The organism is Cryobacterium sp. PH29-G1, from assembly GCF_030063365.1.
Classification (GTDB): domain Bacteria; phylum Actinomycetota; class Actinomycetes; order Actinomycetales; family Microbacteriaceae; genus Cryobacterium.
In genome coordinates this window covers 50,915-66,359 of the sequence record NZ_JASISY010000009.1, presented here as the reverse complement: position 1 = coordinate 66,359, position 15,445 = coordinate 50,915, and the positions used below count along the sequence as shown (strand labels likewise).

Sequence of the window (15,445 nt, the reverse complement as noted above, 5' to 3'; positions counted from 1 at the left end):
GGGTCCGGCATGATTGTTGCCCCCGGTCCGGCCCCGCCCGCCTCGTTTCCGCATGAGCCGCCGCACGTGCGCACAACTCCTGCAATTTCTGCGGCACCGCGCTCTCCACCCCGGAATTACGCGCACGATGAGCAGACGGTGCACGAATTGCAGGAGTTATGAGCCGGGGCCGAAACATTATTCACGGTCTTTTGCGGTTGTCGGCCTGGCGGGCAGCGGCGAGGCTCGTTCTGAGGGTGAGTGCTGCTTCGGCATCCCCGGCAGGCAAGGGGCACCGTGAACAAACGCAACGGCACGACGTTCGGATCATCTCAGCCTGGCACCGACGGCCCGGTCGCCGACTCGCTGCTGAAACTCGGCCGTTTTCTGCGCCGCGGCGAGACCAGCGACGATCTGCGCAGCGTGTTCAAAAACGGCGGCCGCGGTGCCGACACGTTTTACCGTGATCGCTGGACCCACGACAAAGAGGTGCGCAGTACCCACGGTGTGAACTGCACCGGCAGCTGCTCCTGGAAGGTGTACGTCAAAGACGGCATCATCACCTGGGAAACCCAGCAGACCGACTACCCCTCGGTCGGCCCGGACAGCCCCGAGTACGAGCCCCGCGGCTGCCCCCGCGGCGCGGCTTTCAGCTGGTACACCTACTCGCCCACCCGGGTGCGTTACCCCTACGTGCGCGGCGTGCTGCTGAACCTCTACCGTGAAGCGAAAGCACGCCTCGGCGATCCAGTGCTGGCCTGGGCCGAGATCACCGGCAACCCCGAAACCGCACGGCAGTACAAGAGCGCCCGCGGCCAGGGCGGGCTGGTGCGCGCCAGCTGGGATGAAGCCGCCGAAATCGTCGCCGCCGCCCACGTGCACACCATCAAAAAGTACGGCCCAGACCGGGTCGTCGGCTTCAGCCCGATTCCGGCGATGTCGATCGTGTCACAGGGCGTCGGCAACCGGTTCATTTCGATGCTCGGCGGCACGATGCTCTCGTTCTACGACTGGTATGCCGACCTGCCGGTGGCCAGCCCGCAGGTGTTCGGTGACCAGACCGACGTGCCCGAATCGGCCGACTGGTGGAACTCCAGCTACCTGATCATGTGGGGCTCCAACGTGCCCGTCACGCGCACCCCCGACGCGCACTTCATGGTTGAGGCCCGCTACCGCGGCCAGAAGGTCGTCACCGTCTCGCCCGACTACGCCGACAACTCCAAATTCGCCGACGAATGGCTGGCCGTGCACCCCGGCACCGACGGCGCCCTCGCGCTCGCCATGGGCCACGTCGTTCTCAAGGAATTCCTGGTCGATCGCCGCACGCCGCGCTTCATCGAGTATATGAAGAAGTTCAGCGACTCGTCCTACCTGATCGCGCTCACCCCGCGCCAGGATGCCTGGGTTCCCGGCAAATTTCTGACGGCCGACGCGCTGCCCAGCACCGACGCATCCGTGTCGAGTGCCGCCTTCAAAACGGTCATGCTCGATGAGAACGCCGAGCCGTTCGTGCCGAACGGGTCGATCGGCCACCGGTTCAGCGAGGCCGACAAGGGCACCTGGAACCTCGACCTCGAGGGCCGCGACCCGCTGCTCTCCATAGCGGATGCCCCGGACTACGACGGTGCCAGCGTCGCCATCGACCTGCCCCGCTTCGACGTGACGCCCGATGTCGGCCAGGACAGCCCCGGCGAACAGCACGCCGGCGCCGCCGGGATCGTGCGCCGCGGGGTGCCCGTGCGGGAGGTCGCCGGTGTGCTCGTGACGACCGTGTTCGACCTGCTGCTCGCACAGTACGGCGTCGGGCGACCCGGACTGCCGGGCGAGTGGCCCACCGGCTACGACGACGCATCCACCCCCGGCACCCCCGCCTGGCAGGAAGAGATCACCTCGGTGCCGTGGCAGGCTGCCGCGCGTATCGGCCGCGAATTCGCCCAGAATGCCGAAGATTCGCAGGGCCGCTCGATGATTCTGATGGGTGCCGGCACCAATCACTGGTTCCATTCGGACACCATCTACCGCGCCTTTCTCGCCCTCACCACCATGACCGGCTGCCAGGGTGTGAACGGCGGCGGTTGGGCCCACTACGTCGGGCAGGAGAAGGTGCGCCCGCTCACCGGATACGGCCAGTACGCGTTCGGTCTGGACTGGGTGCGCCCGCCCCGCCAGATGATCGGCACCGGCTTCTTCTACCTCGCCACCGACCAGTGGCGCTACGACGGATTGAGTGCTGACACCCTCGCGAGCCCGCTCGGCGTCGGCACTTTCGCGGGCCGTACTACCGCGGACTGCCTGGTCGAATCGGCCAAACGTGGCTGGATGCCCAGCTACCCCACCTTCAACCGCAATTCCCTCGACCTCGTCGATGATGCCGTCGCCGCCGGTCAGGAACCGGCCGAATACGTGGTCGATTCGCTGAAGGACGGCTCGCTCGAGTTCTCCTGCGAAGACCCCGACGCGCCCGAGAACTTTCCCCGCGTGCTCGTGGTGTGGCGGGCCAACGTGCTCGGCTCCTCCGGCAAAGGCAACGAGTATTTTCTCAAGCACCTGCTCGGGGCGCCCTCCGCTGTGCGCGCGGTCGAGTCGATGCCGGCCCGGCGGCCGACAACCATGAAGTGGCACGAAAGCGCCCCGGAAGGCAAGCTCGACCTGCTGGTCACGAGCGACTTCCGCATGACGAGTACCACCATCTACAGCGACGTGGTGTTGCCGCCGGCCACCTGGTATGAGAAGAACGACCTGTCGACAACGGATATGCATCCGTTCATTCACTCCTTCAACCCGGCGATCGCCCCGCCGTGGCAGGCCAAGACCGACTTCGATATCTTTCACGTGCTCGCCGCGAAGATCTCGGAGCTGTCGGTCACGCATCTCGGCGTGCGCAAAGACCTCGTTGCCGCACCGCTCTCGCACGACACCCCCGATGCCATGGCCACCCCGCACGGCACCGTGCTGAACGACCAGCCGCTCATTCCCGGCGTTACCATGCCCAAACTGGTCGTCGTCGAACGCGACTACCCGGCCTTCGCCGCGCAGCTCGGGGCGCTCGGACCGCTCACGGCGAAGCTCGGCATGGTCACCAAGGGGGTGAAATTCACCCCCGACGTGGAGGTCGAGTACCTCGGCAAAAAGAACGGCCTGGTAGCTAGCGGCCCCGCTGCCGGCCGCCCGCGCCTGTCGACGGCCATTCATGCCTGCGAGATGGTGCTGGCCCTCTCGGGTACCACCAACGGCCGCCTCGGCACCCAGGGTTTTCGGCAGCTCGAAGAACGCACCGGAGTCAAACTCGCCCAGCTGGCCAGCGACAACGAGGGCCGCCGGTTCTCCTACCCGGATGTGCAGGGTGCGCCGGTGCCGGTGCTCACCTCCCCGGAATGGTCGGGTTCCGAGCACGGCGGTCGTCGTTACAGCGCCTTCACCATCAACGTGGAACACCTGAAGCCCTGGCACACACTCACCGGTCGCCAGCATTTCTACCTCGACCACGACTGGATGATCGAGCTCGGTGAGCAGCTGCCCATCTTTCGGCCGCCGCTGGATATGCACCGACTGTTCGACGATTCGATCGTCGGCGCCACGACGTCAACGGGAGCGTCCGGATCAGAAGGCCACGCCGAGGTCGCGGTGCGCTACCTGACCCCGCATTCGAAGTGGTCGATCCACTCCGAATACCAGGACAACCTGCTCATGCTCTCACTCTCCCGCGGCGGGCCGACCATCTGGATGAGCCCGCAGGATGCCGAGAAGATTGGCGTACGCGACAACGAGTGGATCGAGTCATACAACCGCAACGGGGTCGTCGTGGCGCGGGCGATCGTGTCGCACCGGATGCCGGAAGGCACGGTGTACATGTACCACGCGAAAGACCGCACCATCAACGTGCCGGTCGCGGAAACCAGCGGTATGCGCGGCGGCACCAACAACTCGCTCACCCGCATCCTCTTGAAGCCCAGCCATCTGATCGGCGGCTACGCCCAGCTGTCCTTCGCCTTCAACTACCTCGGCCCGACCGGGAACCAACGCGACGAGGTCACCGTGATTCGTCGTCGCAGTCAGAAAGTGGACTACTAATGCGTGTTATGGCCCAGATGTCGATGATCATGAACCTCGACAAATGCATCGGATGCCACACCTGCTCTGTCACCTGCAAGCAGGTCTGGACCAACCGCACCGGCGTTGAGTACGCCTGGTTCAACAACGTGGAGACCCGGCCCGGCATCGGCTACCCGCGCGAGTACGAAAACCAGGAAAAGTGGAAGGGCGGCTGGGTGCGCAATAAACGTGGCCGGCTGCAGCTGAAGGCCGGCGGGCGGCTGAAGAAGCTCTCGCAGATCTTCAACAACCCGAACCTGCCGCAGATCGACGACTACTACGAGCCGTGGACCTACGACTACGACATGCTCACCACCGCGCCAGCCGGCACTCAAAGCCCGGTCGCCCGACCGAAGTCGTTGCTGACCGGCCAGAACATGGACATTAAATGGTCGGGCAACTGGGACGACAACCTCGGCGGCTCGCAGGAGACCGCAGCTCTCGACCCGATTCTGGCGACGATGAGCGAGCACGTGAAGATGGAGTTCGAAGAGACCTTCATGTTCTACCTGCCGCGCATTTGCGAGCACTGCCTCAACCCCGCCTGCGTGGCCGCCTGCCCCTCCGGCGCCATGTACAAGCGCGAAGAAGACGGCATCGTGCTCGTCGATGAAGACGGATGCCGCGGCTGGCGCATGTGCGTCTCCGCCTGCCCCTACAAGAAGGTGTACTTCAACCACAAAACGGGCAAGGCGGAGAAGTGCACGCTCTGCTACCCGTTGATCGAGCAGGGCAAGCCCACCATCTGCTCCGAAACCTGCGTCGGACGGCTGCGCTATCTGGGCCTCATGCTCTACGACGCCGACGCGGTGCTCGCAGCGGCCTCGATCGAAAACGACCAGGACCTGCTCGATGCCCAGCGTGCCTGCTTTCTCGACCCGTTCGACCCCGCGGTCATCGCCGCAGCCAAGGCGGAGGGCATGGCCGACGACTGGATCGAAGCCGCTCAGAACAGCCCCATTTACAAGCTCATCTCCGAGTATGAGATCGCGTTGCCGCTGCACCCGGAATACCGCACGATGCCGATGGTCTGGTACATCCCCCCGCTGTCGCCCGTGGTTGACGTGGTGAGCAACTCCGGCAGCGACGGCGAAGACGCCCGCACCCTGTTCGCCGCGATCGACAAGCTGCGCATCCCGGTGGAATACCTCGCCGGGCTGTTTTCGGCCGGCGACGTCGTTCCGGTTGAGCTGTCGCTGCGCAAGCTCGCCGCGATGCGCGCGTACATGCGCGACATTAACCTCGGCAACGAGCCCGACGAGCGCATTCCGAACGCGGTCGGCATGACCGGTGAGACCATCACCGCCATGTATCGGCTGCTCGCCATCGCCAAGTATGAAGACCGTTACGTCATTCCGAAAGCGCACGTGGAGACCGCGCGGGAGCTGGAAGAGCTCGGCTGCTCGCTCGACACCGACGGCGGCCCCGGCATGGGCGGGCCCGGCGCGGCCGGGCACTCCGGCCCCTTCGGCAACACCGTCGGTATGCCGCTCGGCGCCACCGTCGACAACTACAACGAGATGACCGGGCGTTCCGGTACCAACTCGTCCAGTGCCACAGCCCCGACCACCCCGGGCCGGATCAACCTACTCAACTGGAACGGCGGCGGGGTGCCAGAGGGCATGTTCCCGCCGGTAGCGGATGCCGGGAGCCCGGCGTGAGCACCCGCCCGCTCCGTACCCGGATGAATTTCGGCTTTCGGGCGCCGAAGGTGGCACCGAAATCGATCGCGGCTGTTCCGCTGACGCCCGAGCAGGGCGTTATTGCGCACATGGCGGCGTCGATTCTGCTCGACTACCCGACGCCGGAGCGTCGTGCGCAGTTTGCGCTCGTCGAGGCATCCGTTGTGGATCTGCCCCACCCGTTGCGCCGCACCTTCGACGAGTTTTTCGCGGCGGTCAACGACCAGAGCCAGCAGGAGCTTGAAACCCACTTCACCGCGACCTTCGACCTGAAACGCAAATGCTGCCCGTACCTCACCTACTATGCGGCCGGGGATACCCGCCGCCGCGGTATGGCGCTTGTGCGCTTCGTCGAGGCCTACCGGGCGGCCGGCTGGCAGGTCGGCGCCGACGAACTTCCCGACTACCTGCCGATGGTGTTGGAATTCTCGGCGCGCTCCGACTCGCCGATCGCGCAGGAGCTACTCGCCGCGCATCGCGACGGCATCGAGGTTCTGCGTACGGCCCTCGAGAAATTCGACAGCCCCTACGCCCGCATCGTCGAGGCGGTGTCGCTGTCGCTGCCCGTGATCGACGAGGAGACCCGCGAACGCTACCTCAACCTCGTCAATGAGGGACCGCCGACCGAGACCGTCGGTATGACCTACCTCGGAAATCTAAAGCCGTTTTCCGCACATGCAAACGAGGACGTGAGAGTATGACCGCCTGGGATTTCCTGCTCTGGGTCGCTTTTCCCTACGCCGCGACGGGCGTGTTCGTGGTCGGCCATCTGCTGCGCTATCGCTACGACCAGTTCGGCTGGACGTCACGATCGAGCCAAACCTACGAGAATCGACTGCTGCGCTGGGGCTCACCGATGTTCCACTACGGCATTCTCATGGTGATCGGCGGGCATATTGTTGGCCTGTTCATTCCCAAGGAGTGGCTGGAGTTCTTCGGCGTGACCGAGCATATGTACCACCTCGGCGCGACCTGGCTCGGCAGCTTCGCGGCCGCGCTGACCGTGACCGGGCTGGCCATTTTGATCTACCGCCGGCGCCTGACCAAGCGGGTGCTTTTGGTCACGACGGTGATGGACAAAGTCATGTACGTATTCCTGGCCGGCACCATCGCCTTCGGGACGACCGCCACCGTGCTGTACCAAATTTTCGGCGGCGGCTACGACTATCGTGGGTCGATCTCGCCGTGGATCCGCTCGCTGTACAGCCTGCAGCCTGATCCCGCCCTGATGAGTGATGTGCCGTTCTTCTTTCAACTGCACGTGCTCACCGCCACGACCTTGTTTCTGCTCTGGCCGTTCACCCGGCTGGTGCACGTGTTTTCAGCGCCGCTCGGGTACCTCGTTCGTCCCTACGTGGTCTACCGGTCCCGGGATAATCCTCGCGGTGCCGGGTCGCGGGCACCCCGTCGCGGCTGGGAGAAAAGCGAACGCCCCGTGCAACGCGCACGCCGGTAGTATTCCAGCATGTCGGTGCAAATCAAGCGGGCGTATGCTGCGGCATCCGCTGATGATGGATATCGGGTGCTCGTGGATCGGCTCTGGCCGCGCGGCGTTTCGAAGGAGCACGCCCAGCTCGATGAGTGGCTCAAAGACGTCGCGCCGTCGCCGGCGCTGCGCACCTGGTGGGACCACGACCCGGAACGCATGGAGGAGTTTGCGCTGCGTTACCGAGCCGAACTCGATTCGAATGCTGAGACGCAGGCCGGCGTTGCGGCGTTGCGGGTGCGGGTCGCCGCGGGCGTTACCACCCTGGTCTACGGGGCGAAAGACCCGCACGTGAACCATGCCAGGGTGCTCGCGGAGTACCTCGACGAGTAGCCGGGCGGCCCGGCCCGCAACCGGGTGCGGTGTGGGCGAGGGACAGCGGAAGAACTAGACGGTGGCGAACTCGTCGACGAGTGCGCCGTCGACGAGGTGAACGCTGCCGTGCATGCGGGGCAGATGCACGAGGTCGTGGGTGACCAGCAGGGTTGACGTGTTCAACTCATCGGTGAGCCGCAGGATCAGTTCGATGATGCTGGCGCCACGTTCCTGATCCAGAGCGCTGGTCGGCTCGTCGATCAGGAGCACACTCGGATCGTTCATCAAGGCACGGGCAATGTTGACCCGCTGGCGCTGCCCACCGGAAAGCTGATGGGGACGCTTGGTGCGCTGGTCGCCGAGGCCGACCGCGTGCAGGAGCAGGTCGGCACGCGCGGTGGCCTTCGCCCGGTTCTGCCGGCTGCTGCCGGCGCCGAGTTCGTTCATCACGGTGAGCTGCTCGCTCGCGGTCAGGGAGGGGATGAGGTTGGGCTGCTGAAAAACGATGCCGATTTTGTTGCGGCGCAGTTCTGTCCGTTCGCCGGGTGTCAGTCGGGTGGCGTCGATGTCGTCGATGAGGACTTCCCCGGAATCCGGGCGAATGAGGGTGGCAGCGACAGCGAGCAGACTCGATTTTCCCGAGCCGCTGGGGCCTGTGATGCCGGTGACGGTGCCGGGCCGGGCAGTGAGGCTGACGCGGTCGACCGCGGTCAGGCGGGAGTCGCCGTCGGAGAAGGTGAGGGTGATGTTACGGAGGCTGATCATCGGTTGCTCCCAAGGGCGGTGAGGGGGTCGGCGGATGTGACGGAGCGGAGCGCGAATGCGGCACCGGCGAGGCCGAGCACGATCATGATCGCGCCCGGGAGGAGGGTTGTCAGGGGACTCAGCATGAACGGCAGCGCACTGCCGGCGAGCGAACCGAGAACGGCCACGAGCCCCAGGCCGATTCCAATGCCCAGGACCAGCACGATCAGCGCCTGTCCGAGGGCGTCACGAACCAGTGAACCGGTGCTGGCACCGAGGGCCTTGAGCACGGCGATGTCTCCCTTGCGCTGCATCGTCCAGACGGTGAAGAAGGCGCCGATCACGAGCCCGGAAATGCCGAACAGCATCGCGACCATGAGCAGCAGGGATCCGATCTCGGAGCGGAACGCGCTGAGCGCGGTCAACGAGCTGAGAATGCTCTGGGACACTGTCGTGTTGTCGGTATCCGCGGCGGCCCAGTCGGGATCGCCGCTCACGGCGAGCACGGTGGCGTACGCGTCGGGGCTCCCCGTTGCGGCGGAGTAAGCCTGCCAGTCGTGCAGGGTCATCTGCACGACCGGAGTGTGGCTGTACCAGCCGTTTCCGGATATGGTCTGCACCGAGTAGATTGTGCCGGCGATCGTCACGTCGTCTCCGGTTGTGACACCGAGGTCCGTGGCAGCGGGGTCGGAGAGACTCAGGAGGCCATTAGCCGAGGGGGCGGTGGAATCAAATCCCGGTTGCACCCCGAAGACGGCGATGGCGGCACGCGTGTCACCGGCTTCGGCGCGCGTCTGGCTGATCCCGATCGGTTCGGCGGAGGTGACACCATCCGTTGCCGCCCAATTGGCAGCCTCGGGCTCGGTGATGCTGGAGTCGGAAAAGCTCGTGCCGGCGTCTCCGGTGCTGGGGGCGGAGAACACGATCCGGTCGGCGGGAATGGCCAGCACGCCCGATATGTTCTGGGTGGCCAGGCCGCCCGTGAGACCGCTGAGGAACCCGACGAGAACGGTGATGAGGGCGACAACAGAGCCGATGAGGATAAACCGGCCCCGAGCAAAGCGGAGATCGCGTAACGCGACGAACATTTGTGCCTTTCCTGCCATCCCTGTGACGACTCTCCCTACTTTCCCCTCTCGCCGTGCGTGGGTCATCACCCGGCCGGACGGCAGTGTGCGCCCCGAGGGTGGACCGCGCCGTCATCCTTTTGGAGGATGACCATCCTCGGCGATCACGTAACGTTGAACCGTGGCCCCGAACGCATTGACCCCCGTTTTCGTGGGTCTGCGTACCGGTCTGCACACGCTGTTTCTGGTCTTGACCGTTCTGGTGGTCGCCGGCGCGGTGTTCGCGCCCACCGACAGCAGCATCCTTGTCATCGTTCTGGCTGCCGTGCTCGTTCTGACGTACGGCCTCGGCGGGGTGATCGTGCGCTCGGGTGGCGCCCGCGGCAGACGCCTGCGCTGGCTGGCGGTGTTGACGCTCGAGTGGATGGCTTTGCTCTGGCTCAGCCCCGAGGCCGCGTATCTGGTCTTTCCCCTGTTCTTTCTCTACCTGCACCTTCTTGGCCGATGGTGGGGGTCCGCCGCAATCGTGGTGTCGACCGTTGTGGCGATCGTCGCCCTCGGGCTGCGCGGCGGGTGGACCGTCGGCGGGGTGGTCGGCCCACTGGTCGGTGCCGGTGTTGCGCTGCTGATCGGCCTCGGCTACCAAGCTCTCGCGCGCGAGGCGGCGCAGCGCGAGGCCCTCATGGCCGAGCTGCTCGCCACCCGCGGTCAGCTCGCGGCGAACGAGCATGAGTCGGGTGTGCTCGCCGAACGCGCCCGTCTGGCGCGAGAAATTCATGACACTTTGGCCCAGGGGCTTTCCAGCATCCAGATGTTGCTGCACGCCGCTGAGCGGGCCGATCCCGACCGGCCGGGAGTGGAACATATCCGGCTCGCACGCGAGACTGCCGCCGGAAACCTGGCCGAAGCGCGCCGCTTCATTCGCGAACTCACCCCGCCGCAACTAGACGATCAGGGTCTCGGTGGCGCACTGCGCCGGCTCGCTGCAACGCAGTGGGCCAGCCAGGGACTCGCGGTGCAGGTGCGCGTTTCCGATACGGTCACGCTGCCCATGCACCTGCAGACGGCGCTGCTGCGCATTGCCCAGGGTGCCATCGCCAACGTCATCCAGCACGCTCATGCCAGCACGGCGACCATCGCGCTGGCCGTTAGCGCGGAAGAACTGCGGTTCACCGTGGAGGACGATGGCGCGGGCTTCGACCCCAACGGTTCGGCGCTGAACTCGGTCGAGAAATCGGATTCATTCGGGCTCGTGGCGACTCGGGAGCGTGTGCAGCAACTCGGCGGCACCCTCACCGTCGATACGGCGGTGGGTCAGGGGACCACCGTGATCGTTGATCTTTCCCTGAGGGAGACACCATGATCAGGCTCGTTATAGCGGATGATCACCCCATCGTTCGCGCCGGCCTGAACGCACTGTTCAGCTTGGAAGACGACTTCGAGGTCGTCGCCGAAGCGGCCACCCCCGACCAGGCCGTGGCGGCTGCTGAGCGTGAAAGCCCCGACATTGTGCTGATGGACCTGCAATTCGGTGTCGGTGAATCCGCCACCGGAGCCGACGCCACCCGCCGCATCCGGGCCCTCGACGCGGCTCCGTACGTGCTCGTGCTGACGAACTACGACTCCGATGCCGACATTCTCGGCGCGGTCGCGGCCGGTGCCAGCGGCTATCTCCTCAAAGATGCGCCCCCGCACGAGTTGATTGCCGGGGTGCGTGCCGCCGCAGCCGGCGAAAGTGCCATCGCGCCGGTGATCGTGTCTCGGCTCCTGACCCGGATGCGCGCCCCCCACGCCAGTCTCAGCGCTCGCGAGATGCAGGTGCTCGACTGCGTCGCCTCCGGCCAATCCAACACCGAGATCGCCGCCAAGCTCTTTGTCAGCGAAACCACCGTCAAATCCCATCTCGCGCACATCTTCACGAAACTGGACGTCAGCTCGCGCACCGCCGCGGTCTCCGCCGCCCGGCAACGCGGCATCCTGCGGTAACCGCCCGGAGCTGCGCGGATCCCGCGCGCCGTGTGGCGCGGAACCTGCGCTGGTGCGCGGGTGTTGCGCCTGGCGCGCACTGGCGCAACTCGCGCGCGACCGCCAGTGCACCGGGCTCAGGACGGGGCGACCACGGTGTCGCAGCGCCAGCAGCGGGCCGGCAGCTCGCCGGAGACGTAGGCGCCGCATTCCGGGCAGACCTGTTCGAGCCAGCAGGCCGGATCGCCGCCGATCGGTTCGTCATCCTGGGTCATCGGTGACCTCCTCGTTTCAGTATGGCCCCGGGCGGGAAAAAACCCGAGGCCCCCGCTGGAGGAGCGGACCTCGGGCAGCGACGGGAGCGTCAGCTCGGGTTGGGTGCACCGGGGCGGGCGTAGTAGAACCAGGCCAGACCGGTGCAAAACAGGCAGAACACGGCGCAGCCGACGAAGAACGCGGTCGGGCTCATCGCGGTGAGGGCCATGCCCACAATGAACGGTCCGAAGGCAGCGATCGAGGCGGTCCAGCCGATCGCGCCGCCGGCCTGCCGCTTGGGGAAGATCATCGGCATCTGCTTGAACGTTCCCGCGTTGGCCAGGCCGGAGAAGAAGAAGATGATGAGCATGCCCGTGAGAAAGCCGTAGAACTCATCCACGCTCGTCGGCGTGAGAAAGAACACCGTGATGATTGTGCCGACGGTCATGCCCGCGCCGCCGAGGAACGTGAAGATGGCGCCGCCGAACCGGTCGCATAGCGGCCCCGTTGCCGCCCGCACGAGGGCACCGAGGACCGGGCCGATGAAGGCGAAAGCGAGCGGGTTGGGGGCATCGGGAAAGTCGCCGTAGACGTTGAGAATGATCAGGCCCATTTGCGCGGCCAGACCGCTGAACGCGCCGAAGCTCATCAGGTAGATGGCGGTCATGATCCAGGTGTGCTTGACCTTGAAGATGTCGAGCTGCTGCCGAAAATTGGCCTTGATCGGCACGCGTCGCAGAAAGACGAGGGCGAGGATGATCGCGAGGAGCACCCAGGGCACGAGTACGAGTCCGCCGTTGTGTAGCCAGACCAATTCGCCGTTGGAGTCGCTCTCCGGGGTTAGGGCTGCGGTGCCGAGCAGGCCGAAACCAACCACCCACGGGGTGAGTAACTGAATCAGTCCGATGCCGAAGTTGCCGAGCCCCGCCTGCAGACCCAGGGCGGTTCCGGCGAGGCGCTTGGGAAAGAAATAGCTGGTCGAAGCCATGAACCCCGAGAAGCTGCCACCGCCGACACCCGCGGCGAACGAGAGTGCGAGCAGTACCCAGTACGGGGTTGAGGTGTCTCGGGCGACGAGCGTCCAGCCGATCATCGGCAGCAGGAGCAGCGCACTGGCCAGGACGACGAGTGTGCGGGTGCCGAGAATCGGCGGCAGAAACATGAACACGAGCCGGAGCATCCCAGCGGCGAGCCCGGGCAGGGCGACGAGCCAATACAGCTGGCTGGTGCTGAGGTCGAACCCGATGTCATTGAGCCGCGGAGCGATCGCGCTGACCAGGTACCAGGCCGCGAACGCGAGGGTCATGCTGAACGTGGTGATCCACAGGGTGCGCCAGGCGAGGTGCGAATCCCACGTTTCTTCGTGTTCCGGATCCCAGTTCGAGAGGTCCGGCTTCAGCGTGGTGACGACGCGTGGTGGTGAGACGGGTGACATGGGGTTCCTCGGCTGTTTGGTCGGGCAGGGGCCCGATGGTTTAGCTGTGCTGCGCAGCCAGCTTGTTCGCTTCCCGACCGCGGTGCATGGCGCAAACACCGTGACAAATGATTTCGGCGCACGCGGATGCCGGTTAGCGGCATCCGCTTCTCGTGGGGGAGCCGGGCGCCGCCCAGCGGGCCGCGGTACTGTGGAACGGTGAAAACTCAGCTCAAGCTTGGGGCCGAACTCGGGGCCGTCGTGATCACCGTGTCTGATCGCTGCTCGCGCGGTGAACGTGAGGATCGATCCGGTCCGGCGACCGTGGATGCGCTCGGCGAGGTTGGTATTCCCTGCGGGCCACCTCGGGTCGTGCCCGACGGTATCGAGAGCGTCGCCGGGGCGATCTCGGCCGCGCTCGGCGACGGCGCCCGCCTCGTCGTGACAACCGGCGGCACCGGCGTTTCGGCACGTGACCTCACGCCCGAAGGCACCGCCACGCTGTTACGCACGGTACTGCCCGGCATTTCCGAGCGGATGCGCATGCTCAGCGTCGCGACGATCCCCACCGCGATGCTGTCCCGTGGCCTGGCCGGCATCGCCGATTCGGTCGGCAACAACGGTGCCCTGGTGGTGAACCTGCCAGGTTCGGTCGGCGCGGTGCGCGACGGTGTGGCCATTATCGCGCCGCTCGTGCGGCACATCATCGACCAGCTCGACGGCGGCGATCACTGATGGCTGCGGCCCCGCTGGATTTTGCCCGGGTGACCGAGTCGCTGCTCGACGTGGGCGAGCACGTGTCCGCTGTGTCCGGACCGGAGCACGGCGCCGTGGTCACATTCATCGGGCAGGTGCGCGACCATGATCCGGATGCGGTCGGCCGCGTTACCGGCCTGGATTACAGCGCACATCCCGACGCTGGGCGCATTATCGGTGAGATCGCCGACCGGGTGCGGGCGGAGCATCCGCTGGTGGTGTTGGCAGTGAGCCACCGCATCGGACACCTCGAGGTGGGCGATCTGGCCCTCGTGGCTGCGGTCGCGAGCGCGCACCGGGGTGACGCCTTCGCGGCCTGCGAAAGCCTCGTGGAGTCGGTGAAGGCCGAGGTTCCGATCTGGAAGAAGCAATATGAACTCGACGGAACCCATTCCTGGGTCGGTCTGTAGCGTCCTTCGAGTGGTTAGCCGCCAGCGAAGGGCGGGAGCACGTCGACCGTGTCGGTGGACGCGAGCGTGACCGCATCGTCGGTGGCGCGCGCACCGTTCACGAGCAGGGAACACAGCCCGAGTACGCGCCCGAACTCGCTGCCGTAGCGCTCGCCGAGCTGGGCGCGCAATTCGCCGATCGTGCTCGCATCGAGCGTTGCCGTATCGGCCTCGGCGGCTTCGGCGGCGCCGGCGAAGAAACGCAGGGTGGCCATCAGAGTTTTTCCGGTGCCCAGTCGAGGGCGAGTTCGCTGGCGGCGGCACAGGCGGCTTCAATGTCGGCGCCGGTTCCACCGTTTTTCGCGGCGGCGAGGCCGATCAGAAAGGTGCTGAGCGGTGCGGCCGGGCGGGCCACGTTGTGGGCGACATCGCGGGCCACATCGAGCAGGTCGCCCACGGGTACGTCGGCCGGGTTGAGCTGGAGCCGGTCGGCGAGGGCCGTGAGCCACGCGTCGAGCGCTTCGGGGGGCAGCGGTGCAGAGCTCATCTGGTCACTCCTCGGGTCGGGTCACTGCGTCAGGTGCACCGGTCAGGCGAGCGGTGCTGCTCTCCACATCTTCCCATGTGTCGACGTCAGTACTCGCTGTGGATTCGTCCAGGAGCGCCGTGAGATGGAGCCCCTCGAGCAGTATGCGCATGCTGGCACCGTCGACCCGGTCGCCGAGGCGGGCCATCGCCGCACGAAGCGCCGGTGCCCGGTAGAGTGCGGCGAGCCACTGGGGGCGGCCGTGGTTGTCACTGAAATGCACTCCGTCAACGTTGTCGGCCTCCCCGGTCTGCACCAAAGCGGATGCGCAGACAAGGAGAGTGCGGGCAGCCTCGGCTCCCAAGGGGAGATCGCAGGCGAGCACGAGCACCCAGCCGGCGGGTTCGTCGAGAGTCGGAGCGTCGGCTAAACCGAGAGTGAGAGCGTCGGCTTCATCGCGAGTGGGAGCATCGGCGTCGTGTGCGGCTTCGTGTGCGGCTTCGAGTGCGGCCAGGCCGGCGGCGAGACCGGCGACCGGGCCACCGAAGGGAGGGTCTTCGAGCGCCCAGACAACCGAGACGGCATTGCCGTGTCCGTCGATGGCGGCCGGACGTGCTTCGGCGGGGCCGACGACGACGGCCCGCTCGGCCAGCGGGCGGGCGTCGAGCACGCGGGAGAGCAGGGTACGCCCGGCGACCTCAACCGCGGGTTTGAGTGCGCCGCCGAGGCGGCTGCCGCGCCCGCCGGCGAGCACGATGAGGTCGACCCGGAGCAT

At 66.2% G+C, this 15,445-nt stretch carries 16 protein-coding genes; 9 read left to right on the top strand and 7 right to left on the bottom strand.

The genetic code is table 11. The features are described from left to right. Positions 1-276 precede the first annotated feature (276 nt). The 5 genes from QMK22_RS12215 to QMK22_RS12195 are packed head-to-tail and all read left to right on the top strand — an operon-like array spanning position 277 to position 7,572. A complete protein-coding gene (locus QMK22_RS12215) occupies positions 277-4,050 on the top strand; it encodes a nitrate reductase subunit alpha (protein ID WP_283497922.1) in 3,774 nt (1,257 codons plus the stop codon). After that, positions 4,050-5,732 carry a nitrate reductase subunit beta gene (gene narH / locus QMK22_RS12210; RefSeq protein WP_283497921.1) on the top strand — a complete coding sequence of 561 codons (1,683 nt, stop codon included), beginning with the start codon at positions 4,050-4,052 and terminating at the stop codon, positions 5,730-5,732. Before QMK22_RS12215 ends, narH begins: the two co-directional genes overlap by 1 nt. After that, positions 5,729-6,454: a nitrate reductase molybdenum cofactor assembly chaperone gene (gene narJ, locus QMK22_RS12205; RefSeq protein ID WP_283497920.1), complete on the top strand. Its 726-nt coding sequence runs from the start codon at positions 5,729-5,731 to the stop codon at positions 6,452-6,454. The genes narH and narJ overlap by 4 nt, the downstream gene beginning before the upstream one ends. Next, the gene (narI, locus tag QMK22_RS12200) at positions 6,451-7,209 is read left to right on the top strand and encodes a respiratory nitrate reductase subunit gamma (protein ID WP_283497919.1); all 759 of its coding nucleotides are present in this window, start codon (positions 6,451-6,453) and stop codon (positions 7,207-7,209) included. Before narJ ends, narI begins: the two co-directional genes overlap by 4 nt. Before the next feature lie 9 nt (positions 7,210-7,218). Further along, positions 7,219-7,572, top strand: a complete 354-nt coding sequence (locus QMK22_RS12195; protein WP_283497918.1) for a DUF488 domain-containing protein — start codon at positions 7,219-7,221, stop codon at positions 7,570-7,572. Positions 7,573-7,626: 54 nt separating this feature from the next. Here the strand turns inward: QMK22_RS12195 and QMK22_RS12190 are convergent, their stop codons facing one another. Both QMK22_RS12190 and QMK22_RS12185 read right to left on the bottom strand, forming a co-directional pair. Continuing rightward, positions 7,627-8,319: an ABC transporter ATP-binding protein gene (locus QMK22_RS12190; RefSeq protein WP_283497917.1), complete on the bottom strand. Its 693-nt coding sequence runs from the start codon at positions 8,317-8,319 to the stop codon at positions 7,627-7,629. Beyond that, positions 8,316-9,386, bottom strand: coding sequence for an ABC transporter permease (locus QMK22_RS12185; RefSeq protein ID WP_283497994.1), 1,071 nt, complete (start codon positions 9,384-9,386; stop codon positions 8,316-8,318). Before QMK22_RS12185 ends, QMK22_RS12190 begins: the two co-directional genes overlap by 4 nt. 160 nt (positions 9,387-9,546) lie before the next feature. On the opposite strand from QMK22_RS12185, the gene QMK22_RS12180 reads away from it, so the two are divergent. Both QMK22_RS12180 and QMK22_RS12175 read left to right on the top strand, forming a co-directional pair. Further along, the gene (locus tag QMK22_RS12180) at positions 9,547-10,728 is read left to right on the top strand and encodes a sensor histidine kinase (RefSeq protein ID WP_283497916.1); all 1,182 of its coding nucleotides are present in this window, start codon (positions 9,547-9,549) and stop codon (positions 10,726-10,728) included. Further along, the gene (locus tag QMK22_RS12175; protein ID WP_283497915.1) at positions 10,725-11,351 is read left to right on the top strand and encodes a LuxR C-terminal-related transcriptional regulator; all 627 of its coding nucleotides are present in this window, start codon (positions 10,725-10,727) and stop codon (positions 11,349-11,351) included. The genes QMK22_RS12180 and QMK22_RS12175 overlap by 4 nt, the downstream gene beginning before the upstream one ends. 116 nt (positions 11,352-11,467) lie before the next feature. On the opposite strand, the gene QMK22_RS12170 is transcribed toward QMK22_RS12175, so the two are convergent. Further along, positions 11,468-11,605, bottom strand: a complete 138-nt coding sequence (locus tag QMK22_RS12170; RefSeq protein ID WP_283497914.1) for a hypothetical protein — start codon at positions 11,603-11,605, stop codon at positions 11,468-11,470. An 89-nt stretch (positions 11,606-11,694) separates the two neighbouring features. Further along, positions 11,695-13,020 carry an MFS transporter gene (locus QMK22_RS12165; protein WP_283497913.1) on the bottom strand — a complete coding sequence of 442 codons (1,326 nt, stop codon included), beginning with the start codon at positions 13,018-13,020 and terminating at the stop codon, positions 11,695-11,697. 198 nt (positions 13,021-13,218) lie between these two features. Here QMK22_RS12165 and QMK22_RS12160 point away from each other — a divergent pair, with 198 nt between their 5' ends. Then, complete coding sequence (locus QMK22_RS12160) at positions 13,219-13,734, top strand: MogA/MoaB family molybdenum cofactor biosynthesis protein (protein WP_283497912.1); 516 nt, start codon at positions 13,219-13,221, stop codon at positions 13,732-13,734. Beyond that, the gene (locus QMK22_RS12155; RefSeq protein WP_283497911.1) at positions 13,734-14,165 is read left to right on the top strand and encodes a molybdenum cofactor biosynthesis protein MoaE; all 432 of its coding nucleotides are present in this window, start codon (positions 13,734-13,736) and stop codon (positions 14,163-14,165) included. The genes QMK22_RS12160 and QMK22_RS12155 overlap by 1 nt, the downstream gene beginning before the upstream one ends. Before the next feature lie 14 nt (positions 14,166-14,179). On the opposite strand, the gene QMK22_RS12150 is transcribed toward QMK22_RS12155, so the two are convergent. Genes QMK22_RS12150 through mobA form a run of 3 tightly spaced genes read right to left on the bottom strand, consistent with a single transcriptional unit; the run spans position 14,180 to position 15,445 of the window. Next, positions 14,180-14,419 carry a MoaD/ThiS family protein gene (locus QMK22_RS12150; RefSeq protein WP_283497910.1) on the bottom strand — a complete coding sequence of 80 codons (240 nt, stop codon included), beginning with the start codon at positions 14,417-14,419 and terminating at the stop codon, positions 14,180-14,182. Beyond that, a complete protein-coding gene (locus QMK22_RS12145) occupies positions 14,419-14,691 on the bottom strand; it encodes a DUF6457 domain-containing protein (RefSeq protein WP_283497909.1) in 273 nt (90 codons plus the stop codon). The genes QMK22_RS12150 and QMK22_RS12145 overlap by 1 nt, the downstream gene beginning before the upstream one ends. Before the next feature lie 4 nt (positions 14,692-14,695). After that, positions 14,696-15,445 (bottom strand): molybdenum cofactor guanylyltransferase, encoded by a 750-nt coding sequence (gene mobA, locus QMK22_RS12140; RefSeq protein ID WP_283497908.1) that lies wholly within the window; start codon positions 15,443-15,445, stop codon positions 14,696-14,698.